General features: G+C 73.1%; 18 protein-coding genes and 1 pseudogene. 12 read left to right on the top strand and 7 right to left on the bottom strand.

Going from position 1 to position 21,733, the window contains the following annotated elements; translation table 11 throughout:
• Positions 1 to 147 precede the first annotated feature (147 nt).
• Positions 148 to 1,137, top strand: coding sequence for a general stress protein (locus tag ABD784_RS03780; protein ID WP_344880145.1), 990 nt, complete (start codon positions 148 to 150; stop codon positions 1,135 to 1,137).
• A 143-nt stretch (positions 1,138 to 1,280) separates the two neighbouring features.
• On the opposite strand, the gene ABD784_RS03775 is transcribed toward ABD784_RS03780, so the two are convergent.
• Positions 1,281 to 2,828: an aminopeptidase P family protein gene (locus ABD784_RS03775; RefSeq protein WP_344880142.1), complete on the bottom strand. Its 1,548-nt coding sequence runs from the start codon at positions 2,826 to 2,828 to the stop codon at positions 1,281 to 1,283.
• Positions 2,829 to 2,889: 61 nt separating this feature from the next.
• Here ABD784_RS03775 and ABD784_RS03770 point away from each other — a divergent pair, with 61 nt between their 5' ends.
• Complete coding sequence (locus ABD784_RS03770) at positions 2,890 to 3,738, top strand: PHP domain-containing protein (protein WP_344880139.1); 849 nt, start codon at positions 2,890 to 2,892, stop codon at positions 3,736 to 3,738.
• Between the two features lie 15 nt (positions 3,739 to 3,753).
• Here ABD784_RS03770 and ABD784_RS03765 read toward each other — a convergent pair whose 3' ends face one another.
• The 3 genes from ABD784_RS03765 to ABD784_RS03755 form a co-directional block, all read right to left on the bottom strand.
• Positions 3,754 to 4,626 (bottom strand): DNA-methyltransferase, encoded by an 873-nt coding sequence (locus ABD784_RS03765; RefSeq protein WP_344880136.1) that lies wholly within the window; start codon positions 4,624 to 4,626, stop codon positions 3,754 to 3,756.
• A 3-nt stretch (positions 4,627 to 4,629) separates the two neighbouring features.
• The gene (locus tag ABD784_RS03760) at positions 4,630 to 6,339 is read right to left on the bottom strand and encodes a DEAD/DEAH box helicase (protein ID WP_425582915.1); all 1,710 of its coding nucleotides are present in this window, start codon (positions 6,337 to 6,339) and stop codon (positions 4,630 to 4,632) included.
• A 282-nt stretch (positions 6,340 to 6,621) separates the two neighbouring features.
• The gene (locus tag ABD784_RS03755; RefSeq protein WP_344880133.1) at positions 6,622 to 8,079 is read right to left on the bottom strand and encodes an RNB domain-containing ribonuclease; all 1,458 of its coding nucleotides are present in this window, start codon (positions 8,077 to 8,079) and stop codon (positions 6,622 to 6,624) included.
• 70 nt (positions 8,080 to 8,149) lie between these two features.
• Here ABD784_RS03755 and ABD784_RS03750 point away from each other — a divergent pair, with 70 nt between their 5' ends.
• Positions 8,150 to 8,809, top strand: coding sequence for a ferritin-like fold-containing protein (locus ABD784_RS03750; protein ID WP_344880130.1), 660 nt, complete (start codon positions 8,150 to 8,152; stop codon positions 8,807 to 8,809).
• Positions 8,810 to 8,841: 32 nt separating this feature from the next.
• Here the strand turns inward: ABD784_RS03750 and ABD784_RS03745 are convergent, their stop codons facing one another.
• Together ABD784_RS03745 and ABD784_RS03740 are read right to left on the bottom strand one after the other, a co-directional pair.
• A complete protein-coding gene (locus ABD784_RS03745; protein ID WP_344880127.1) occupies positions 8,842 to 9,063 on the bottom strand; it encodes a DUF3107 domain-containing protein in 222 nt (73 codons plus the stop codon).
• Positions 9,064 to 9,078: 15 nt separating this feature from the next.
• Positions 9,079 to 9,732 carry a TetR/AcrR family transcriptional regulator gene (locus ABD784_RS03740; RefSeq protein WP_344880124.1) on the bottom strand — a complete coding sequence of 218 codons (654 nt, stop codon included), beginning with the start codon at positions 9,730 to 9,732 and terminating at the stop codon, positions 9,079 to 9,081.
• A gap of 166 nt (positions 9,733 to 9,898) precedes the next feature.
• Between ABD784_RS03740 and moeB the strand changes: the two genes are divergently transcribed.
• The gene (gene moeB / locus ABD784_RS03735) at positions 9,899 to 11,113 is read left to right on the top strand and encodes a molybdopterin-synthase adenylyltransferase MoeB (protein ID WP_344880121.1); all 1,215 of its coding nucleotides are present in this window, start codon (positions 9,899 to 9,901) and stop codon (positions 11,111 to 11,113) included.
• Between the two features lie 92 nt (positions 11,114 to 11,205).
• On the opposite strand, the gene ABD784_RS03730 is transcribed toward moeB, so the two are convergent.
• Positions 11,206 to 12,600: a glutamyl-tRNA reductase gene (locus ABD784_RS03730; RefSeq protein ID WP_344880118.1), complete on the bottom strand. Its 1,395-nt coding sequence runs from the start codon at positions 12,598 to 12,600 to the stop codon at positions 11,206 to 11,208.
• A 149-nt stretch (positions 12,601 to 12,749) separates the two neighbouring features.
• Here ABD784_RS03730 and hemE point away from each other — a divergent pair, with 149 nt between their 5' ends.
• The 8 genes and pseudogenes from hemE to hemL form a co-directional block, all read left to right on the top strand.
• A complete protein-coding gene (gene hemE, locus ABD784_RS03725; protein WP_344880115.1) occupies positions 12,750 to 13,811 on the top strand; it encodes a uroporphyrinogen decarboxylase in 1,062 nt (353 codons plus the stop codon).
• A 31-nt stretch (positions 13,812 to 13,842) separates the two neighbouring features.
• On the top strand, positions 13,843 to 15,405 hold the full coding sequence (locus tag ABD784_RS03720) for a protoporphyrinogen/coproporphyrinogen oxidase (RefSeq protein ID WP_344880112.1): 1,563 nt from the start codon (positions 13,843 to 13,845) through the stop codon (positions 15,403 to 15,405).
• Positions 15,406 to 15,469: 64 nt separating this feature from the next.
• Positions 15,470 to 16,177 (top strand): hydrogen peroxide-dependent heme synthase, encoded by a 708-nt coding sequence (hemQ, locus tag ABD784_RS03715; RefSeq protein ID WP_344880109.1) that lies wholly within the window; start codon positions 15,470 to 15,472, stop codon positions 16,175 to 16,177.
• On the top strand, positions 16,177 to 17,397 hold the full coding sequence (locus ABD784_RS03710) for a ferrochelatase (RefSeq protein WP_344880106.1): 1,221 nt from the start codon (positions 16,177 to 16,179) through the stop codon (positions 17,395 to 17,397). Before hemQ ends, ABD784_RS03710 begins: the two co-directional genes overlap by 1 nt.
• Positions 17,394 to 18,362, top strand: a complete 969-nt coding sequence (gene hemC / locus ABD784_RS03705) for a hydroxymethylbilane synthase (protein ID WP_344880103.1) — start codon at positions 17,394 to 17,396, stop codon at positions 18,360 to 18,362. Before ABD784_RS03710 ends, hemC begins: the two co-directional genes overlap by 4 nt.
• An 11-nt stretch (positions 18,363 to 18,373) precedes the next feature.
• Positions 18,374 to 19,312 carry a uroporphyrinogen-III synthase gene (locus ABD784_RS03700; RefSeq protein ID WP_344880100.1) on the top strand — a complete coding sequence of 313 codons (939 nt, stop codon included), beginning with the start codon at positions 18,374 to 18,376 and terminating at the stop codon, positions 19,310 to 19,312.
• A 42-nt stretch (positions 19,313 to 19,354) separates the two neighbouring features.
• Positions 19,355 to 20,335, top strand: coding sequence for a porphobilinogen synthase (hemB, locus tag ABD784_RS03695; RefSeq protein WP_344880097.1), 981 nt, complete (start codon positions 19,355 to 19,357; stop codon positions 20,333 to 20,335).
• Between the two features lie 12 nt (positions 20,336 to 20,347).
• Positions 20,348 to 21,703, top strand: a pseudogene (gene hemL, locus ABD784_RS03690) (glutamate-1-semialdehyde 2,1-aminomutase); the annotation flags it as partial.
• Between the last annotated feature and the right edge of the window lie 30 nt (positions 21,704 to 21,733).

Raw genomic sequence — 21,733 nt, 5'->3', positions numbered from 1 at the left:
AGGCTACTGCCTGTGCCCCGCCCGGGCTGCGCCGTCGCCGGCCGTCGGGGCCGGTCGCGCGCCCCGGAGCGACGTGCGGGTTCACCCGCAGCGATACCCGCCGGGCCATCACAGCCCGCGGACGGGGAGAGGGGGCACAATGGGGGTATGTCGACTCCGTTTGGTTCCACTCCGTCCCAGCAGGACCAGTTCACGCTGCCGCGCGGCGAGATCCTCGGCCGCTACGAGTCCTACCTCGATGCGCAGAAGGTGGTGGACTACCTGGCCGACAACGACTTCCCCGTCGCCAACGTCAGCATCATCGGCTGCGACCTCAAGAGCGTGGAGCGCGTGACGGCCAAGCTGAGCTACCCCAGGGTGGCCCTCTCGGGCGCGGCGCAGGGCGCCATGTTCGGCATCTTCGTGGGGCTCCTCCTGAGCCTGTTCACCACCGGCAACCCGATCAGCCAGTTGCTCTCGTCCATCGGCCTCGGCATGGCGATCTGGATGATCGTGGGCGTGGTCGGCTACTCGCTGCGCCGCGGCAAGCGGGACTTCGCGTCGTCCAGCCAGATCATGGCGGGCTACTACGACGTCGTGGTGGCCTTCGAGCACGCGCATGCGGCCCGGAATCTGGCCTCGAGCCTGCCGATGAGCCGGGTCCAGGCCGGCAGCGTCACCCCGGCCTGGGCGCCGCGGGACAACGGTGCCCCGCGCGACCAGGGCGCCCCACGGGACCAGAGCGGGTCGACGCCGGCCCCGGCGGCGCAGTCCCCGTCAGCGGCCCCTGACGCCGAACAGCAGGCGTCCGCACCGGCGTCGCGCCCGCGCTCCGGCTACGAGGACCTGCCCGACGGTCGTCCGCGCTTCGGTGCCCGTCGCGAGCCGGAGGCGCAGGAGCCCCAGGCCACGCCGTCCGAGGGTGTATCTGCAGAGTCCGGGACGTCCGGTGTGCCCGCGACGGGCACCGACCAGGCGCACGCCGAAGCGCCCAGGAGCGAGGCGTCGCCGTCCGATGAGCGGGTGGCCGAACAGCGAACCGACGAACACCGCACCGACGAACACCGGACCGACGAACAGCGGACCAACGAGCACCGGCCCGACGAGCAGCTGACCGACGAGCACCGGCCCGGGGAGTCCCGAACCGACGAGCGCTGAGCCGGACGGCCGTGGCGGTCGGCCCGGCCGATGGCACCTGACCGGCGGAGGAAGGCTCCGGACGCGGGGCAACAGACGAGAGGCGGCGGCGAGATTCGATCTCGCCGCCGCCTCTCCGCGTCCGGTCCGGTGGACCCGGTGGGTCAGCCCTGCTGGGCCTTGAGCCAGGCCTCGATCTCGTCGGGCGAGCGCGGCAGGTCGGCCGACAGGTTCACACAGCCGTCCTCGGTGACGAGCACGTCGTCCTCGAGGCGCACGCCGATTCCGCGGTACTCCTCCGGGACGGCGAGGTCCTCGGCCTTGAAGTACAGGCCGGGCTCGATCGTGAAGACCATGCCGGGCTCCAGCACACCGTCGAGGTAGAGCTCGCGCTTGGCCTGCGCGCAGTCGTGCACGTCGAGTCCGAGGTGGTGGCTCGTCCCGTGCGGCATCCAGCGGCGGTGCTGCTGGCCCTCGTCGGAGAGCGCCTCCTCGAGGGACACGGGTAGCAGGCCCCACTCGTCCAAGCGCTGGGCCAGAACGGTGATCGCGGCCTGGTGCAGGTCGCGGAAGCGGCTCCCCGGCTTCGCGACCTCGAACGCCGCGCCCTGCGCGTCGAGGACGGCCTGGTAGACCTTCCGCTGGACCTCGGAGTAGGTCCCGTTCACGGGCAGGGTGCGCGTGATGTCCGCGGTGTAGAGGGAGTCGGCCTCGACGCCGGCGTCGACGAGGATCATGTCCCCCGCGTTGACCTGCCCGTTGTTGTGGATCCAGTGCAGCACGGTGGCGTTGTTGCCGGAGGCCGCGATGGTGTCGTAGCCGAGGTCGTTGCCCTCCTCGCGGGCACGGGCGAAGAACGCGCCCTCCACGACGCGCTCGCCGCGCTTGTGCTCCACGGCCCGGGGAAGGGCCTTGGCGACCTGGTGGAAGCCGTTGATGGTGGCCTGGACGGCCGTGCGCATCTGCTCGACCTCCCATTCGTCCTTGACCAGCCGGATCTCGGAGAGCGCCTCGGCGAGCTCCGCGTCGAGCCGGTCCGACTCCTCCAGATCGACGGCGGTGTTGATGCGGGAGGTGTCCACTAGGGCGTCGCAGTTGAGGTCCACGTCGCGCAGCAGGCGGATCCGCAGGCCGCCGAGGGCCTGGTTGCCGGCGTTCTCCGTGATGGCGTCCTCGAGCTTCTCGTCCATGTGGGCCGTCGGCAGGCCGAGCCGGGCCTGGAGTTCCGCGAGCGTGGGACGCGGTCCGATCCAGAACTCGCCGGTGCGGGCGTTGGAGTAGAACTCCTCCGAGTCGCGGCCGGCCATGGGGCGGAAGTAGAGAGTCGCCCGGTGGTTCCCGCCGTCGTCGCCGGTGCCGTCCGCGACCGGCTCGAACACCAGCACCGCGTCGGGCTCGTGGTCCAGGCCGAGGCCCGTGAGGTGGGCGAACCCGGAGTGCGGGCGGAACCGGTAGTCGGTGTCGTTGGAGCGGACCTTCAGCGGTCCGGCCGGGACGACCAGACGCTCGCCGGGGAAGCGCTCGGAGAGCTTCCTCCGCCGCTGCGCCGCGAAGGGCGCCACGGCGTCCTCGGGCGGGAGCGAGGTGTCGGCGGGAGCCCAGTGGCTCGCCATGAATTCCTTGAACGCCTCCGACGAGGGACGCTGCGAACGGTTGTTCACACGGTCCTCGATGGGCTGATCGCTGCCAGAAGTGGGGTTGTCTTCAGTCATCACCGACACATCGTCTCATTCGGCGGCGGACTCCACCACTGGGCCGGACTATGGTGGTGGCATGCTGATCGATCTGCACGCGCACTCCCGGGTCTCCGATGGCACGGAGTCGCCGCGGGACCTCGTGCGGGCGGCTGCCGCGGCCGGGCTCGGGGTCGTCGCGCTGACCGATCACGACCAGACCGCCGGCTGGGACGAGGCCGCGGCCGCCGCCCAGGAGCTCGGCCTCGGCTTCGTCCCCGGCATGGAGGTCTCCTGCATGACGCGGGCCGGGATCAGCGTCCACCTGCTCAGCTATCTCCACGACCCGGCGGATCCGGGACTGCTCGCGGAGATCGGGCGGGCCAGGGACTCGCGGATGCACCGGGCCCGGCGGATGGTGGACCTGCTCGGCGAGGACTTCCCCATCAGCTGGGAGACCGTCATGGAGCACACGGCGGAGGGGGCGACGATCGGGCGGCCGCACATCGCCGACGCCCTCGTGGCGACCGGCGTGGTCCCCACGCGCTCCCGCGCCTTCGAGACGATGCTCTCCCACCGGTCGCGGTACTACGTGGGCCACTACGCGCTCGACCCGGTCGAGGCGGTGCGGCTCGTCGCCGGCGCCGGCGGGGTCCCGGTGTTCGCGCACCCGGTGGCCTCCGAGCGTGGGCGCGTGGTCGGCGAGGACGTCCTCGAGGCGATGATCGCCGCCGGGCTGGCAGGACTTGAGATCGACCACCGCGACAATCCGGAGCCGGGCCGCCGGAGGCTGCGCCAGCTCGCCGCCGAGCACGACCTTATCGTCACCGGGTCCAGCGACTACCACGGCACGGGGAAGCCCAACCGGCTCGGCGAGAACTCGACGGCGCCGGAGATGCTCGAGCGGATCGTCGCCGCCGGCACCGGGAGCCGCCCCGTCGGCCTCTGAGCCGCGGGTGCCGAGTCAGGGGCGGACGACGGCGGCGTGCTCGCCGAGCCGTTCGCCCATGACGTGCACCGCCTCCTCGTTCGCATCGACGCAGACGAACCGTCGCCCCAGCTGGGACGCGGCCGCGCCAGCGGTCCCGGACCCGGCGAAGAAGTCCAGGACCCAGTCGCCCGGCCGCGAGCTGGCGCTGATGATCCGGCGCAGCACCCCGAGCGGCTTCTGTGTGGGATAGCCGGTCTTCTCGCGGCCGGTGGGGGAGACGATCGTGTGCCACCAAACGTCGGTGGGGAGCTTGCCCAGGGCCGCCTTCTCGGGCGTGACCAGACCGGGCGCCATGTAGGGCTCCCGGTCCACCTCGGCCGCGTCGAAGTGGTAGGCCGCGGGGTTCTTCACGTACACGAGGATGTTGTCGTGCTTCGCCGGCCACCGGTTCTTGGACCGGCCCCCGAAGTCGTACGCCCAGACGATCTCGTTCAGGAAGCTCTCGCGGCCGAAGATCGTGTCCAGCATGACCTTGGCGTAGTGCACCTCGCGGTAGTCCAGGTGCACATAGAGCGTGCCGTCGTCCGCGAGCAGCCTCCAGGCCTCCCGGAGGCGCGGCTCGAGGAAGCCCCAGTAGTCGTCGAAGGCGTCATCGTAGCTGCGCAGGGCACCGCGGAGCGTCGAGTAGGAGACCCCCTTGAAGCCGACCCGGTCGCCCTCGCCGTCGGCCACGCGGACGCTGGTGGTCGACTGGCGCAGCTGCCTGCGGCCGGTGTTGAACGGCGGGTCCACGTAGATGAGCGTGAACGCGCCGTCCGGCAGTGAGGGCAGGTAGTCGGCGTTGTCGGCGTGGACCACCAGGTTCGGGCCCGTGGGGGTCCACGCCGCGGATCGCGTCGGTTCCACCCCTTACTCGGAGTCGGAGTTCTTCACGACCTCGCCGTTGCGGCGACGGGTCCGGGAACGACGACGGCGCGGCTCGGCGCTGCCCGCACCGCCGGCGTCGGCGCCCGCCCCGGAGGCCCGGGTCGGCTCGGCCTCGGCCGACTCGGCGCGGCGGCCCCGTCCCTCGCCGGTGGCCTCCCGGTTCGGGCGGTCGGCCCGTCCGTGGCCGCGGCCGTGACGGCGCTCGCCGTCGTGCCCGCTCTCCGCCCGGCCGCCGCCGCGTCCGCCGCGCGAGCGTCCCCGCCCGCCCGCGGATTCCTTGGCGGGCCGCTTGCCGGTCTCGCCCAGGTCCTCGACGGCCTCGCCGGCCAGACCGTCCAGCTTGCGCTGGTGGCGGGGGAGGCGTCCCTTGGTGCCCTCCGGGATGTTCAGCTCGGTGTACAGGTGCGGCGAGGACGAGTACGTCTCCACCGGTTCCGGGCGGTCGAGGCCGAGGGCCTTGTTGATGAGGCTCCAGCGGGGGAGGTCCTCCCAGTCGACCAGGGTCACGGCGGTGCCCTTGTTGCCGGCGCGGCCGGTGCGGCCGACGCGGTGGACGTAGGTCTTCTCGTCCTCCGGGCACTGGAGGTTGATGACGTGCGTGACGTCGTCGACGTCGATGCCGCGGGCGGCGACGTCGGTGGCGACCAGCACGTCGATCTTGTGGTTGCGGAAAGCGCGTAGCGCCTGCTCGCGGGCGCCCTGGCCCAGGTCGCCGTGGAGCGCGCCCGCGGAGAACCCGCGGTCGGAGAGCTCCTCGGCCAGCTTGGCGGCGCTGCGCTTGGTGCGGGCGAAGACGATGGTGCGGCCGCGCCCCTCCGACTGGAGGATGCGCGCGACGATCTCGTCCTTGTCCAGCGGGTGCGCCCGGAAGATCACCTGGCGGATGTCCTTCTTGGTGATGCCCTCGTCCAGCGGGTCGCGCGCGCTGATGTGGGTGGGCTGGGACATGAAACGGCGGGCCATGGTGATGACCGGCCCCGGCATGGTCGCCGAGAAGAGCATGGTCTGGCGGACCGCCGGCAGGGCGCCGAGCAGGCGCTCGACGTCCGGCAGGAAGCCCAGGTCCAGCATCTCGTCGGCCTCGTCCAGGACGATCATCCGGATGTTGCTCAGATTCAGGTGGCGCTGCTTGTGCAGGTCCAGGAGGCGGCCGGGCGTGCCGACGACGACCTCGACGCCCTGCTCGAGCTGCTCGATCTGCGGCTCGTAGGCGCGCCCGCCGTAGATGGTGGCGATGCGGGTGGAGCTCAGCCGGGCGGCCTTGGTCAGGTCCTGGGCCACCTGGACGGCCAGCTCGCGGGTCGGGGCGACGATGAGGGCCTGCGGCGCACCGGGGGTCGGCAGGTCGCCGTAGCCGGGCTCGTCGGGATTCACGACGCGGTGCAGGACGGGCAGGCCGAATCCGAGCGTCTTGCCCGTGCCCGTCTTGGCCTGCCCGATGATGTCGTGGCCGCTGAGCGCGATCGGCAGTGTCATGGACTGGATGGGGAACGGGGCGAGGATGCCGGCGTCCGCCAGGGACTTCACGAGCTCGCCGCGCAGCTCGAAGTCGGCGAACGTCTGCTCGGGGGCCTCGGCGGGGGCTTCGATCGGGGCTTCGAGGGGAGCCGTGCTCTCCTCGTTGGTGTTCTCAGGTGTGGTCGTCAATGACTTCTCATTCTTCTCGGCGCCAGCCTCGCTGCCGTCTCGCATCGAGGAGCCGGCCCGGGGCGCTCTGCCCGTCGCGTCGGCCGCTCGTCGGCGGATGCGGTGAACGGGGGCGGTCGGGGTCGGTCCCGCGGACGGGGCGGACGCTGGCGCGTCCAGCGGAGCCGATCGTGGTCTTCTGCGGCGACGTGCGCACCCGGTGGGGCGGCGTCGCTCAAAGGCAGGTTCGCTGGGAAACGCTGCAAAAGATGGTCTAACTCGTACGATCGGGCATCCTTCTCTACGCGGCCAGTCTAACCCGGCGCCCGCCGGAAAGGCGCGAGGCCGTCAGCCGCGGTCGCCGGGGCCCGTCCGCGCCCCCGTGATCTCGAACCGCACCCGGCGCCGGGCGACGTCCGCCTCGGCGACGCGGACCCTGACGCGGTCGCCCGGCGCGGCCTCGCCCTCGGCCCGGCCCATGATGGCGGGATCCACGATCTGGATGGTCCCGTCCTCGTCGATCACGACGGCGTCGAACTCGTCCCCGATCCGCTCCGCCAGCAGCGCGGCCTCGACGGCGTCGATGGCCTCGCGCTCCGCGGCCGACGCGCGGCGGGTGGACGCCCGCATGAGCTCGGGGAGCTCCGGCAGGGCCTCCCGGACGGGCCCGGGCACCGGCTCGCCGTGGACCAGGTGCCAGCAGGTCTGCAGGACGAATCGGTCCACGAGCCGGCGCAGCGGGGCGGTCGTGTGCGCGTAGGGCGCCGCGATCGCGGCCTGCTCCACGTCGTCGGGCACCTCGCCGTCGAACGCCGTGTAGTCGGCGCCGCGGAACAGGATCGTCGCCGCGTGCATCAGGGCCAGGGCCTCCGGATCGGAGGTGTCCAGCGAGGCGAGGAACTCGCCGTACGGCTGCCCCTCGGGCCAGGGATGGCCCAGGGCCTCGGCCTGCCGGCGGAACTCGGCGACGCGGCGCTCGTCGGGGCCCGGCATGGTGCGCAGGACGCCGATGCGCCCCTCGAGCATGATGCGCGCCGCCTCCATGCCGGTCATCAGGGAGATCTGGGCATTCCAGTCCTCCACCGGCAGTCCTCCGCGCTGGACCAGCTCGTAGCGCCCGGACTCGTCCAGCTCGACCTCCTGCTCGGGCAGGTTGAGGCTGGCCCCGCCGCGCTCGCGCTCCAGCGCGCCGCGGAGCGTGCCGACCTCGCGCAGCAGCGGCAGGGTCCCGCCGCCCGGCAGGTCGGTCTCGCCGGCGTCGAGGGCGGACTGGACGCCCTCGTAGCTGAGCTTGGCCCGGCTGCGGACCGTCGCCCGCTCCAGGCCGGTGCGGACCACCGCTCCGGAGGCGTCGAGCCCGAACGTCCAGACGTAGGCGCCCCGGCCCCGGTCCGGCAGCAGGCTGCCGGCGTCCTCGGCGACGACCTCGGGGTGCAGGCCGACCCGGCGGTGCGGCAGGTAGACGGTCTGGCCGCGCTCGCGGGTCGCCCGGTCCAGCGCTCCGCCGGGTTGCACGAAGGACGGCACGTCGGCGATGGCGTAGCGCACGGTGAAGCCGTCGCCGTCGCGCTCGATGTGGACCGCCTGGTCGAGATCCGTGGACGTCGGTGGGTCGATGGTCACGAACTCGACGTCCGTGAGGTCCAGGTCCGGCAGGACGACGTCGGCGGCCGCCCGCTCGGCCTCGGCGAGGGCGTCGGCGGGGAACTCCGCCGGCGGCTCGAGCCCGGAGACGATGTCCGCGAGGGCGTCGGCGAGGCTGGACTGGAGCGCGCGGGCCGAGAGCCCGACCTGTTGGGTGATCACGGCCACACAATAGCAATCGGGCCGGGCGGCGGGTCGGAGTCGGCGACCGCGCCGCCGGTAGGGTTGGAGCATGGTGGACAGCTCCCTCGACCGATCACTGGAACCGGCCCTGTACGGCCTCATGGCGTACCGCGAGCTGACGGCGTTCGAGCGGCTCTCCTCCGACGCCCGCTTCTCGCCCACGCTGAAGGACCGGATGGAGCTGGCGCGGCTGGCCGTCACCGAGTACGAGCACTTCGAGCTGGTCCGAGCGGCGCTGCTCGACGCCGGCCTCGAGCCGGATGCCGCCATGGAGCCGTACGTGGACGGGATCGATCGGCTGCACGAGCGGACCCGCCCGGGCGACTGGCACGAATCGCTCATGAAGGCGTACGTCATGGACGCGCTGACCAGCGACCTCTACGCGGCGCTCGGGACCGGTCCGGAGGAGCGAAGGCTCCTCGGCGACAGTGCCCGGGCGCTCGTGGAGCGGGTCCGGCGCATGGACGAGCAGACGACGTGGCTGGCCCAGCGGCTGCAGCGGGCGATCGACGACGACGAACGGCTCGCGCCGCGGCTGGCGCTCTGGGGGCGCCGCGTGGTGGGGGAGTCGCTGACCCAGGCACGCCGCCTCCTGGACCGCGACGACGTCGGACCGCTCTTCGGCGGCACAGACGCGAGAGCGGCCCTCCTCGCGACCCTGACGCAGCGTCACTCCAGGCGCATGTCGGCGCTGGGACTGACCTCGTAGGGGGAGGGGGCCGCCTCGGCGGGGGCGTCTGGCTACTGGGCGAAGCCGACGGGGCGCGGGGTGACGTTGCCGATCTCGACGAAACCGATCGTCGCGACGGGGACGACGACCTGCCGGCCCTTCGCATCGTTGAGGGTCAGCAGTCCGCCGTCGGCGAAGGCCTTCGAGATGATCTCGGCGACCGCCTCCTGCGACTGGTCCGAGTCGACAACGACCTCGCGGGCAATGTTCTGAATACCGATGCGTACGTCCATGGTGCTTAACCTACTTCAGGACTCCTTCGGGAACCGGCCAATTCCGCGCCAAGCTAAACGCGCCACGAGCTCGCTGGCCTCGTCGAGATCGACTTGGTCGGCGACCTCGAGCCAGGCCCGGGCGGCGACCTGCGCCATGCCCGAGAGGCTGCGGCCGAGCAGGAGCGCGCGTGCCTCGTCCAGATTCGTGTCCCCGGCGATCACGTGGGCGATCTCGTCGGCGATGCGGGCGTTGAACTCGTCGAAGCGGGCGCTGACCTCGTCGTCGTTCAACAGGTCCGACTCGAACACCAGGCGGTGGGCCTGGTGGTCCGCGGCGACGAAGTCGAAGTACGTGCGGATCGCCGCGTTCACGCGCTCCTTGTTGTCGGCCGTCGAGCGCAGGGCCTCCACCATCGCCTCGGTGAGAACGGCGAGATGCTGGTCGATCAGGGCCAGGTAGAGCTCCCGCTTGCCGGGGAAGTGCTGGTAGAGGACCGGCTTGCTGACCTGGGCCCGGTCGGCGATGTCGTCCATCGCCGCGCCGTGGTAGCCGTTGGCCACGAAGACCCGGTGGGCGGCCTCCAGCAGCTGGGCGCGTCGCTGCGCCCGGGGCAGGCGGGCCGGACGCCGTGCACCGTCGTCCGCCGCCCCGGCGCCGACCGCGCCCTGCCCGCCGCTCTCCTCCACGCTGCTCCGCCTCTCCCGACGCCTCGGGCCCTGTGCCCCGGGGCGCCCCCGCTCTGCTGATCCATGTCTCGTCGATGCCGCTGTGTGACGCGGCACGGACCCCGATTCTACGCGCGCCCGGGGCCGTGACCGCGACGTGCCGCCGCCGGGATCCTAGAGTTGGTGCATGGACTCCGCGACCCACCGCCCCGCCAGCGCCTCCTCCACTGCCCCCGGGCCCGGCTCGGTGCCCCCGCTCGTCGCCCCCGGGCCCGAGCTCACGGAGGAGGAGTACCAGCGGTTCTCCCGTCACATCCTCATCCCGGAGATCGGCGTCACCGGGCAGCGGCGGCTGAAGAACGCCAGGGTCCTGGTGATCGGGGCCGGCGGTCTGGGCTCCCCGGCGCTCATGTATCTCGCCGCGGCCGGCGTCGGCACGCTCGGCATCGTCGACGACGACGTGGTGGACGCCTCGAACCTGCAGCGTCAGGTCATCCACGGCACCAGCCGGATCGGCCGGCTCAAGACGGAATCGGCGCGGGAGACGATCGCCGACCTCAATCCGGGGACCGCCGTGGTCCTGCACGACGAGCGGTTGACGCGGGAGAACATCCTGGACATCTTCGCCGGGTACGACGTCGTCCTCGACGGGACGGACAACTTCGCGACCCGCTACCTCGTCAACGATGCTGCGGCGATCCTCGGCAAGCCCTATGTGTGGGGCTCCATCCTGCGCTTCGACGGGCAGGTCAGCGTCTTCTGGCGCGGTCACGGTCCCACCTACCGGGACCTGTACCCCGAGGCGCCCCCGGCCGGCAGCGTCCCCTCGTGCGCCGAGGGCGGCGTGTTCGGGGTGCTGTGCGCGCAGATCGGATCCGTCATGGTGGCCGAGGCGATCAAGCTCATCACGGGCGCGGGCGAGCCGCTGCTGGGCCGGGTCCTGATGCTGGACGCGCTCGCCATGTCCTGGCGGGAGATCCGCCTGCGGCCGGACCCGGCCGTGCAGCAGCCGACCGAGCTGCTCGAGGACTACCCGGCGTTCTGCGGCATCGCCCCGCCCCCGGACGATGTGGTGCCCGGTGTCTCGGCGACCGAGCTGCGCGACCTGCTGGACGCGCGGGCGGCGGGAGGCGCCGGGTTCCGCCTCATCGATGTGCGGGAGGCCGGGGAGGCCGAGATCGTCTCGATCGAGGGGGCGGAGCTGGCGCCGCGCGGGGACATCCTCGGCGGCGAGGTCGACCTGCCCCGAGACGAGCCGCTGATCCTCCACTGCAAGTCGGGCGGCCGCTCGGCGGAGGTGCTGCGCCACCTGCGCTCCCAGGGGTACGACGACGTCCGGCACCTCGACGGCGGCATCACCGCCTGGGTGCGCGACGTCGAGCCGGAGAAGCCGCTCTACTGATCACTGCCCCGGCGCGGCACCGGGCATGCCCTGCGTCGGAAGGAGACGTCGATATCCGACGCCGGATCGGACGCAGCGGTCAGACCCCGGGATCAGGCCGTGCGGTGGGGCGCGTGGATCGCGTCGTCTGGCATCGCGGCCCGGCGGGCTGCGGCGTCGTCCAGCAGATCGGCGGCAGCCGCGGCGCCGCGGGCACGGTCCGTCTTCTTCGCCCGGCGCTGCTTGGCGGTCTCGGCGATCTGCTCCTCGGAGATGTCGAAGAGGGCGCCGAGCGCGTTGACGACCTCGTCGCTGCGGCCCTCGGCGGCGAGCTCGCGGGCCCGCACGGTGGGCACGTGGAGCAGCTGGCGCATCATGCGGCGCATCGCGAACTCCACCTCCTCGGCGGCGGCGGTGCACCCGTGCTGGGCCCGGACGCGCTCGATCTCGGTCTCGAGGACCCGGTGCGTGTGCTTGCGCAGGGCCACGATCGCCGCGTCGGCCGAGCGTTCCCGCAGCTCGAGGTCGAACTCGTCCACGGCCTTCGCGACGATCCCGCGGGCCTCGTCCAACGCCGCGGCCTGCTCGGCCGGCGCGGCCATGCGGACGGACTCCAGAGTGATGACATCGACGTGGTCGAGGTCCTCCAGCGACGGATCGAAATCGCGGGTGAGTGCCAGATCGATGGCGACCAGGGGGCGGTCTCCGCGCCCGGACTCCGCGAGATCCTCGGCCGCAATCCGGTTGTCGCCGCCGGAGCAGCCGATGATGACGTCGGCGGTGGCCAGGGCCTCCGGCAGCGTCTCGTCCGTCAGCGGGGTCCCGCCGCGCGTGGCGGCGAAGGCCTGCGCGCGGCCGGAGTGGGAGTAGACGCCGATGCGGCCGGCGCGGCGCTGCTGCAGCAGCGACATCGTGGCGCCGGCGTACGCACCGGTGCCGAAGACGACGACGGACTTGCCCGCCCAGTCGTCGTCGGCGAGGTCCTCGGCCAGATCGAGGGCCACCGAGACGATCGACAGCCCGCGGCCGCCGAGACCGGTGCTGGAGCCCACGTCCTTCGCGGTCCGCGAGGCGGTCTGGAAGAGGCGCACGAGGGAGCCGGTGGCAGTGCCGTTCTGCTGCGCCTCGATGAGGGCGCGGCGGACCTGGCCGGCGATCTCGCGCTCGCCGATGACGGCGGAGTCGAGGCCGGCGCCGACAGCGAAGAGGTGGCTCACGGCGTCGCGTCCGGTCTTGGTCGCGAGCGCGGAGGACACGGTGTGCTCGTCCAGCCCGGAGAGCTCGGCGATCTCGGCGATGACCGCGGAGCGGGCCGCCTCGACGTCGTCCTCGGAGGCGGCCTCCGCGTAGACCTCGTACCGGTTGCACGTCGCGAGCACCACGGCACCGTGGATCGGCGTCGTGCCGTCGAGCACGCCGGTAGCGACCTCGGAGGCGCCGGCGCTCAGGCGGGCGACCGTCTCCAGGTCCACATCTGAATGGGAAGCAACGAGGGATAGGAAAACCACAGTGTCTCCATGGTATCCCCAGGAGGGGTTAAGGGTGCCCTAAGCAGGGTGTGGGTGACACCTCCCGGCCACGTGGCGTTCACCACCCGGGACCGTCCGCGCGCCCGCGGGATTAGCGGAACCCGACCCCGGTTGGCAGAATGACGTGCATGACCTTGAGCGCCAACCACCCGCTGCTGGACGGCCGTACAGCGGGCTCCCCGTTGATCGCCGCCTACCGCGGGGAGAAGCCGTCCCGCCGTCCCGTTTGGTTCATGCGCCAGGCCGGCCGCTCGCTGCCCGAGTACCGGAAGCTGCGTGAGGGGATCGGCATGCTCGACTCCTGCCTGAAGCCGGACCTCGCCGCCGAGATCACGCTGCAGCCGGTCCGCCGGCACGACGTCGACGCCGGCATCTTCTTCTCCGACATCGTCATCCCGCTCAAGCTCGCCGGCGTGGACGTGGACATCGTCCCAGGTGTCGGCCCGGTGCTCGGCAGTCCCGTGCGGACGGCCGCCGACGTGGCGAACCTCCCCGAGCTCGACGACGCCGCCCTGGAGCCCATCCGCGAGGCCGTCGCCCTGACGGTCGCGGAGCTCGGCAGCACCCCGCTGATCGGGTTCGCCGGCGCCCCCTTCACCCTGGCCGCCTACATGGTCGAGGGGCGCCCGTCCCGCGACCACCTCGGCCCGCGCACCATGATGCACGCGGAGCCGGAGACCTGGGATGCGCTGGCCGCCTGGGCGGCGGACGCCTCCGGCAAGTTCCTCCGCGCCCAGATCGAGGCCGGCGCCAGCGCCGGTCAGCTCTTCGACTCCTGGGCCGGCAGCCTGGGCCTGGCGGACTACGAGCGCCACGTCGCCCCGGCGTCCGCCCGGGCCCTCGACGCCGTGCGCGACCTCGGCGCCCCGCTCGTCCACTTCGGCACTGGGACCTCCGAGCTGCTCGTCGCCATGCGCGACGTCGGGGTCGACGTCGTCGGCGTGGACTACCGGCTGCCGCTGGCCGAGGCCAACCGCCGCCTCGGCGGCACGGTCCCCCTGCAGGGCAACATCGACCCCGCCCTGCTCTCCGCGCCGTGGGAGGTCCTCGAGCAGCATGTGCGCGACGTCGTCGCGTCCGGCTCCGGTGCCCCCGGGCACGTCGTCAATCTGGGGCACGGCGTGCCCCCGGAGACCGATCCGGAGGTCCTCACCCGGGTCGTCTCCCTCATCCACTCGATCGACCAGTAGGCCCGCATCACAACCCGTCAGGGAAGGCATCGTGTCCACAGCTGAGAGCAGTCCGCGCCGCATCGTCCCCGCCGCCGTCGTCGGCGGGGGCGTCTCCGGCCTGATCGCCGCGCGCGAACTCGCGATCGCCGGGTTCTCCGTGACGCTGCTCGAGGCGACCGGGGACCTCGGCGGATGCGTGGCCGCCCACGAGGTCGCAGGGCTCGTGCTCGACGCCGGCGCCGAGTCCTTCGCCACCCGCAGCAGCGCCGTCGCGGACCTGCTCGAGGACCTCGGGCTGGGCGACGAGATCGTCTATCCCGCCGGCGGGGGCGCGTGGCTGTACTCGGCCGAGGCCCATGGGCCGTCACGGCACGGACGCGACGGCGAGGCAGCCGCCGACGCCGGCCTGGCGCAGCCCCTCCCGCAGACCGGCATCCTCGGCATCCCGGGCGATCCACTGGCCGACGACGTGCGTGCGCTCATCGGCCAGACGGCCGCCCTGCGCGCCGCCGCCGATCTGGCGATGCCCGTCTCGAAGTCCCTCACCGACGGCCCGATGAGCCTCGGCGCGCTCGTGCGCTCCCGCATGGGGTCCGCCGTGCTCGACGCGCTCGTCACCCCCGTGGTCTCCGGCGTCCACTCGGCGGACCCGGACACGCTCGACGTCGACGTGGTCGCCCCCGGGCTGCGCGCCGCCGTCGTCGAGCACGGGTCGCTGGCCCGCGCCGTGGCCGCCCTGCGCCGGGCAGCGCCGGCGGGCTCCGCCGTCGCCGGGATCCGCGGCGGCGACCAGCGGCTCACCCAGGCGCTGGTCGCCGACCTCGAGGACCGGGGCGTCGAGCTGCGCCGCGGCGTGCGGGTCACCCGCCTGCGTCGGCACGACGACGGCTACACCGTCTCGCTCTCCGAGTCCGCGGGCGGCCGCGGAACCTCCGGGCCGGGCGCCGCTGGTCCGGACGCCGCGGGTCCCGACTCCGTTCGTCCCGACTGCGCAACCCCGGACGAGGCGCTCGAGGTGCAGCGGCTCGTCGTGGCGACCGACGGCCCCTCCGCCGTCGACCTCCTCGGCCAGCTGGAGCCCGCCCTGAACGAGCACCGCCCCGAGGCCGGCGCCGGCGTCCGCCTCGTCACCCTCGTGGTCGACCGCCCGGAGCTCGACGAGGCGCCGCGCGGGAGCGGCGTGCTCGTGGCCCCGGACGCGTCGGACGTCGCCGCCAAGGCCCTCACCCACGCGACCGCCAAGTGGCAGTGGCTGGCCGAGGAGGCCGGCCCCGGGACGCACGTGCTCCGCCTGTCCTACGGCCGGCTGTCCGAGGAGAGGGCGCGCGTCGCCGACGCGGACGACGCGACCCTCTACGCCACCGCCCTCGCCGACGCGGGCACGCTCCTGGGCCTGGCGCTCACCGAGGCGGACGTCCTCGGCTGGGACGTCGTCCGCTACCGGGGCGCCCTGCCCTTCGCGACGACCGGCCACCGCCGGCGCGTCGAGACGGTCCGGGAGATCCTGGAGGGATTCCCGCAGCTCGACGCCGTCGGGGCCTGGCTCTCGGGCACCGGGCTCGCCGCCGTCGTCGCGGACACCCGCTCCCGCACGCGCATCAGCGTCAGCTAACCGGCGCCGACCACACACCGCCAGCGACGCCGCTGGACCCACGCCACATCAAGAAAGAGGCACCATGAGCGAGAACCGTTCGAACAGCCCCGTGATCGCGGACCGCGAGCGCGAGGGCGACACCCTGCATTTCACGCTGTGGACGGTGTTCAAGCGCGAATCAGACCTGGACCGCTCCGAGGGCGTCGGCGCCTTCGAGGCGCTGGTGGAGGAGCTCGCCGCCGACGGCGTCACCCTGCGCGGCGCCTACGACGTCTCCGGCATGCGCGCCGACGCGGACGTCATGACCTGGCTCCACGGCCCCAGCGCGGAGGCCCTGCAGGAGGCCGTGCGCAAGATCCGCCGCACCTACCTCTTCGCCGAGACCTCCGTGGTCTGGTCCTCGATGGGCGTGCACCGCGACGCGGAGTTCGCGAAGGACCACTCGCCGGCCTTCTCCCGCGGCGTCCCCGCCGGCCAGTGGATGACGGTCTACCCGTTCGTCCGCTCCTACGAGTGGTACCTGCTGGACCCGGCCGAGCGGGGCAAGATGCTGCGCGACCACGGCATCCTGGGCCGCGACTTCCCGGACGTCCTGGCGAACACCGTCGCCGCCTTCGCCCTGAACGACTACGAGTGGATGGTCTGCCTCGAGGCCCCGGCCCTGATCGACCTCGTCGACATGATGCGGCACCTGCGCTACACCGACGCGCGCAACCACGTCCGCGAGGAGATCCCGTTCTACACGGGCCAGCGGATCGACATCGCGCAGATCGCGGAGGTGCTGCGCTGATGAGCCGCGCCGAGAACCAGACCACCGAGGGCCTGGGCTACGACGCCGTCCTCCTCGCCTCCTTCGGCGGACCCGAGGGCCAGGACGACGTCATCCCGTTCCTGCGCAACGTCACCGCCGGCCGCGGGATCCCGGACGAGCGCCTCGAGGAGGTCGCCACCCACTACCGGGCGAACGGCGGGGTCAGCCCCATCAACGAGCAGAACCGGGACCTCCTGGCCGCCCTCGAGGCAGAGATCGCCCGCCGCGACTGGAGCCTGCCGCTCTACTGGGGCAACCGCAACTGGGACCCCTACATCCCCGAGGCGCTCCAGCAGATGTACGACGACGGCCACCGCCGCGTGCTCATGCTGGTCACCAGCGCCTACGCCGGCTACTCGAGCTGCTGCCAGTACCGCGAGGACATCGCGCAGGCCTACGAGAAGACCGGTCTCGAGGGCAAGATCGACGTCGTGAAGATCCGCCAGTTCTTCTACGACCGCGCCTTCATCGCCCCGTTCCAGGAGGCGCTCGCCGCCGGGCTGGAGGACGTCAGGGCGCAGCTGGCCGCCAAGGGCGAGCCGGACGCGCAGCCCAAGGTCGTCTTCGTCACCCACTCCATCCCCACCGCCGTCGCCGATGCGCAGGGACCGGACCACGTGAAGGCCGAGTACGGGACGGACGCCTACACGGCCCAGCACCTCGCCGTCGCCCGGACGCTGATGGAGACCGTGCCGGAGGCCGCCGGCCTGGAGCACTCCCTGGTCTTCCAGTCCCGCTCCGGAGCGCCGACCACCCCCTGGCTGGAGCCGGACATCAACGACGCGATCGAGGAGTACGCCGCCGCGGGCACCCGCGGCGTCGTGGTCATGCCGATCGGCTTCGTGTCCGATCACATGGAGGTCAAGTGGGACCTCGACACCGAGGCCCGGGACACCGCCGCGGAGCTCGGCCTCGCCTTCCACCGGGCCCCGACGCCGGGGACGCATGCCGCCTTCGTCGGCGGACTCGTGGACATCGTCGCCGAGCAGCTCCACGGTGCCGGCGGCCAGGCCCCCGCGAGGGGCGAGCAGGTGGTCCCCGGCGACTGGGGCGACATCTGCTGCGTGACCGGCTGCCGGCCCATGCTGACCGCTCGCTCCGGCGCGCGTCGGCCGGTCGCCGAGTCGGCGCCCGCCCCGTCCGACTCCGCCCCGTCCGACTCCGCCCCGTCGGCGCAGGCCGGGCCGGCGTCGCGATGAGCGAGTTCACGGTCGGCACGCGCGGATCCGCCCTGGCCACCACCCAGACCGGGCACGTCGCCGAGGCGCTCAGCGGGCTCACCGGGCAGGAGCACCGCACCGTGCTGGTGAAGACGGAGGGCGATGTCACCTCCGGCTCGCTCGCCCAGCTCGGCGGGACCGGTGTCTTCGCGGCGGCGCTACGGGTGGCGCTGCTCGAGGGCCGGTGCGATCTGGCCGTGCACTCGCTGAAGGACCTGCCGACGAAGCAGCCGGAGGGCCTGGTCGTCGCGGCGATCCCGCCACGGGTGGACGTCCGCGACGCGCTCTGCGCGCGCGACGGCCTGTTCCTGGCGGAGCTGCCCGAGGGCGCCACCGTCGGGACGGGTTCCCCACGCCGCGCCGCGCAACTGCGGTACGCCCGGCCCGACCTGCAGATCGTGGACATCCGCGGCAACGTCGGGACCCGCCTGGGCCGGGTCAAGGGCTCCCCGGACCAGGCGGACGACGGCGGCGTGGGTCGCGTCGCCCAGGGCGACCTGGACGCCGTCGTCCTCGCCGCGGCCGGACTGGAGCGGCTCGGCCTGCACGCGCACATCACCGAGTACCTCGACCCGGCCGACGTCCTGCCCGCGCCGGGCCAGGGCGCGCTCGCCGTCGAGTGCCGGCCGGAGACCGCCCGGACCGGTGAACTGGCCGAGGCGCTGCGCGAGTTGGACGACCTGCCGACCCGGCTCGCCGTGACGAGCGAGCGCGCGCTCCTGGCCCAGCTGGAGGGCGGCTGCGCCGCACCGATCGGCGCGCTCGCCCGCGTCGAGGCGGACCAGCTGCTCCTCGACGCCGTCGTCGCCGCCCCGGACGGCACGGACGTGATCCGCCGGAGCGCGTCCACGCGAGAGCTGACGGTCGGCGGGGCCGACGCGCTGGGGCGCGAGCTCGCGGATCTCATGCTCCGCGAGGGCGCCGCGGACCTGGCCGGACTGTAGGGGCGCCGGCCATGGGCAGTTCAGTGGGCGCCGGGGCGGCCGACGCACCGGGCAGCGGAGCCAGTGCGGCCCTCTCCGGGAGGACCGCGCTGCTCATGCGCAGCCCCGACCGTGCGGGCCGGACCGTGGAGGTCCTGGCCCGGCACGGGGCCGCCACGGTCCTCTGCCCGCTGATCGACTTCGAGCTGCCCGCGGACACCGCCGCCCTCGACGCAGCCCTGCTGGCCCTGCTCGACGGCGGCTACGACTGGATGATCCTGACCTCGATCACGACCATCCGCGCGCTGAAGCAGCGGGCGCGGGCCCTGGGGCGCGGGCTCCACCTCCCCGCCGGGACCCGGATCGGCGCCGTCGGCGACGCGACCGCCCGCGCGGCGCGGGCCGAGGGGATGGACATCGAACTGCTCCCGACCCCCGAGCGGGGACAGTCCGCCGAGGGGCTCGTCTCGCTGTGGCGGGAGACGGTCGCGGCGGGGCCCGGGCACACCCCCGCGCGGATCCTCCTCCCGCAGGCCGACCTCGCCTCGGCGACCCTGGCGACGGGGCTGCAGCGCGCGGGGGAGTCGACCGACGTCGTCGTCGCCTACCGGACCGTGGACGCACCCGCGCGGCCCGGGCGGCGGCTCACGGAACCGCTGGCGGTCGCCGACGGCACCGTGCCGGAGAACGACGCAGCCCGGCTGGCCGCGGCGGACCTGCCCGGCCTCGTGCGGGCAGGCGGGGTCGACGCCGTCCTGTTCACCTCGCCGAGCATCGCGCACCGCTTCACCGACCTGGCCGGACCGATCGGAGGAGCCGACGGGATCGTGCCCGTGGCGATCGGCCAGCCGACCGCCGCCGCCCTGCGCGAGCTGGGGCACCGGGGGATCGCGGTGGCCGCCGCTCCCACGCCGGAGGCCATGGCGGAGGCCTGGGCGGCTGCCCGAGCCGACGCCGCCCCGCCCGGCTGACCGCCGACCGACGACCATCCCGACACCACGAAGGAACCACGCATGAGCTTCCCCCACCACCGCCCGCGCCGCCTGCGCACCACCCCCGCGATGCGCCGACTCAGCGCCGAGGTCTCCCTGGACCCGCAGCACCTCATCCTGCCCGCCTTCATCCGCGAGGGGCTGAGCGAGCCGAACCCGATCCAGTCGATGCCCGGCGTCGTGCAGCACACCACGGACTCGCTCAAGCGCGCCGCGGCCGAGGCCGCGGAGCTCGGGCTCGGCGGCATCATGCTCTTCGGCATCCCCGAGCACCGGGACGCGACCGGCAGTGCCGGCCTCGACCCGGACGGCGTCCTGAACCGGGCCATCGGGGACGTGCGCATCGAGGTCGGCGACGAACTCGTGGTCATGGGGGACGTCTGCCTCGACGAGTTCACCGACCACGGCCACTGCGGTGTCCTCGACGCGCAGGGCGGCGTCGACAACGACGCCACACTGGAGCTCTACGGCCGGATGGCCGTAGCGCAGGCCGACGCCGGCGCGCACATGCTCGGCCCGTCGGGGATGATGGACGGCCAGGTCGGCGTCATCCGCCGGGCGCTCGACGCCGCCGGCCACCACGACGTCTCCATCCTCGCCTACGCGGCCAAGTACGCCTCGGCCTTCTACGGCCCGTTCCGCGAGGCCGTGGACTCCCAGCTGACCGGCGACCGGCGGACCTACCAGATGGACGGTGCCAACCGCCGCGAGGCGATCCGCGAGGTGGAGCTGGATCTTGCCGAGGGCGCGGACATGGTCATGGTCAAGCCGGCGATGAGCTACCTGGACATCATCGCCGACGTGGCCGCGGTGTCGCCCGTGCCGGTGTCCGCGTACCAGATCTCCGGCGAGTACGCGATGATCGAGGCCGCCGCCGCCAACGGCTGGATCGACCGCCGCGGCGCGGTCCTCGAGTCGGTCCTGGGCATCCGCCGCGCCGGCGCCGATACGGTCCTCACCTACTGGGCGGCCGAAATCGCCGGGTGGCTGCGCGAACGCTAGGCTGAACGCCGAGAAGAACGAGCACCGAGAGAGGTTCCCTTGAGCGCAACACAGAGTCAGAACGAGGCCTACTACGCGACGGCGCAGCAGCTGATGCCCGGGGGCGTGAACTCCCCGGTGCGGGCCTTCGGCTCCGTCGGCGGCAGCCCGCGCTTCATCGTCGAGGCGGACGGGCCCTACGTGACCGACGCCGACGGGCGGCGCTATGTCGACCTGGTCTGCTCCTGGGGTCCGGCCCTTCTCGGTCACCGGCACCCCGCCATCCAGGAGGCAGTCCACGCCGCCGTCGACCGCGGGCTCTCCTTCGGCGCCTCCACGCCGGACGAGTCCCGTCTGGCCCAGCTCGTCGCCCAGCGCGTCGGGGGAGTGGACCGCCTGCGCATGGTCTCCACGGGGACCGAGGCCACCATGACGGCCGTCCGGCTGGCCCGTGGCTACACGGGCCGCGACCTCGTCGTGAAGTTCGCCGGGTGCTACCACGGCCACCTCGACGGGCTCCTCGCGGCCGCCGGGTCCGGCGTCGCCACCATGTCGCTGCCGGGATCCGCCGGCGTCACGGCGGCCACCGCGGCCGAGACGCTCGTCCTGCCGTACAACGACCGTGCCGCCATCGAGGCCGCCTTCGCGGAGCATGGCCAGAACATCGCCGCGATCATCACCGAGTCCGCGCCGGCCAACATGGGCGTCGTCACCCCCGAGCCGGGCTTCAACCGGTTCCTCAAGGAGACCGCGCACGCCCACGGAGCACTGCTGATCCTCGACGAGGTCCTCACGGGCTTCCGCGTCTCCGACGCCGGCTACTGGGGTCTCTCGGGCCGCCAGGAGGGATGGACCCCGGACCTCTACACGTTCGGGAAGGTGATCGGCGCCGGCCTGCCCACCGCGGCCCTCGGCGGCCGGGCCGCCGTGATGGACTACCTGGCGCCGACCGGGCCCGTCTACCAGGCGGGCACGCTCTCCGGGAACCCGGTCGCGATGGCCGCGGGCATCGCCCAGCTCGAGAACGCGACCGCCGACGTCTACGCGCACATCGACGCCCGGAGCGCGGAACTGCAGCGCGCCCTGGCCGATGCGCTCGACGCCGCCGGGGTCGACTACTCGATCCAGACGGCCGGCAACCTGTTCTCCGTCGCCTTCGGCACGCGCGAGCACGGAGTCCGCGACTACGCCCAGGCCCAGGCCCAGGAATCCTTCCGCTACGGCCCGTTCTTCCACTCGATGCTGGAGTCCGGCGTCTACCTGCCGCCTAGCGTCTTCGAGGCCTGGTTCCTCTCCGCCGCGCACGACGACGCGGCGATGGAGCGGATCTTCGCCGCCCTGCCGGCGGCCGCCCGGGCTGCGGCATCGGCCCGGCCCGCTGCCGGCTGACACGGTCGGGAGCGGCTCGCTACGACGACG

This window comes from Zhihengliuella alba, assembly GCF_039538765.1.
GTDB lineage: Bacteria > Actinomycetota > Actinomycetes > Actinomycetales > Micrococcaceae > Zhihengliuella > Zhihengliuella alba.
Note: the sequence above shows the minus strand (reverse complement) of the source record. Positions and strands in the feature narration are given on the sequence as shown.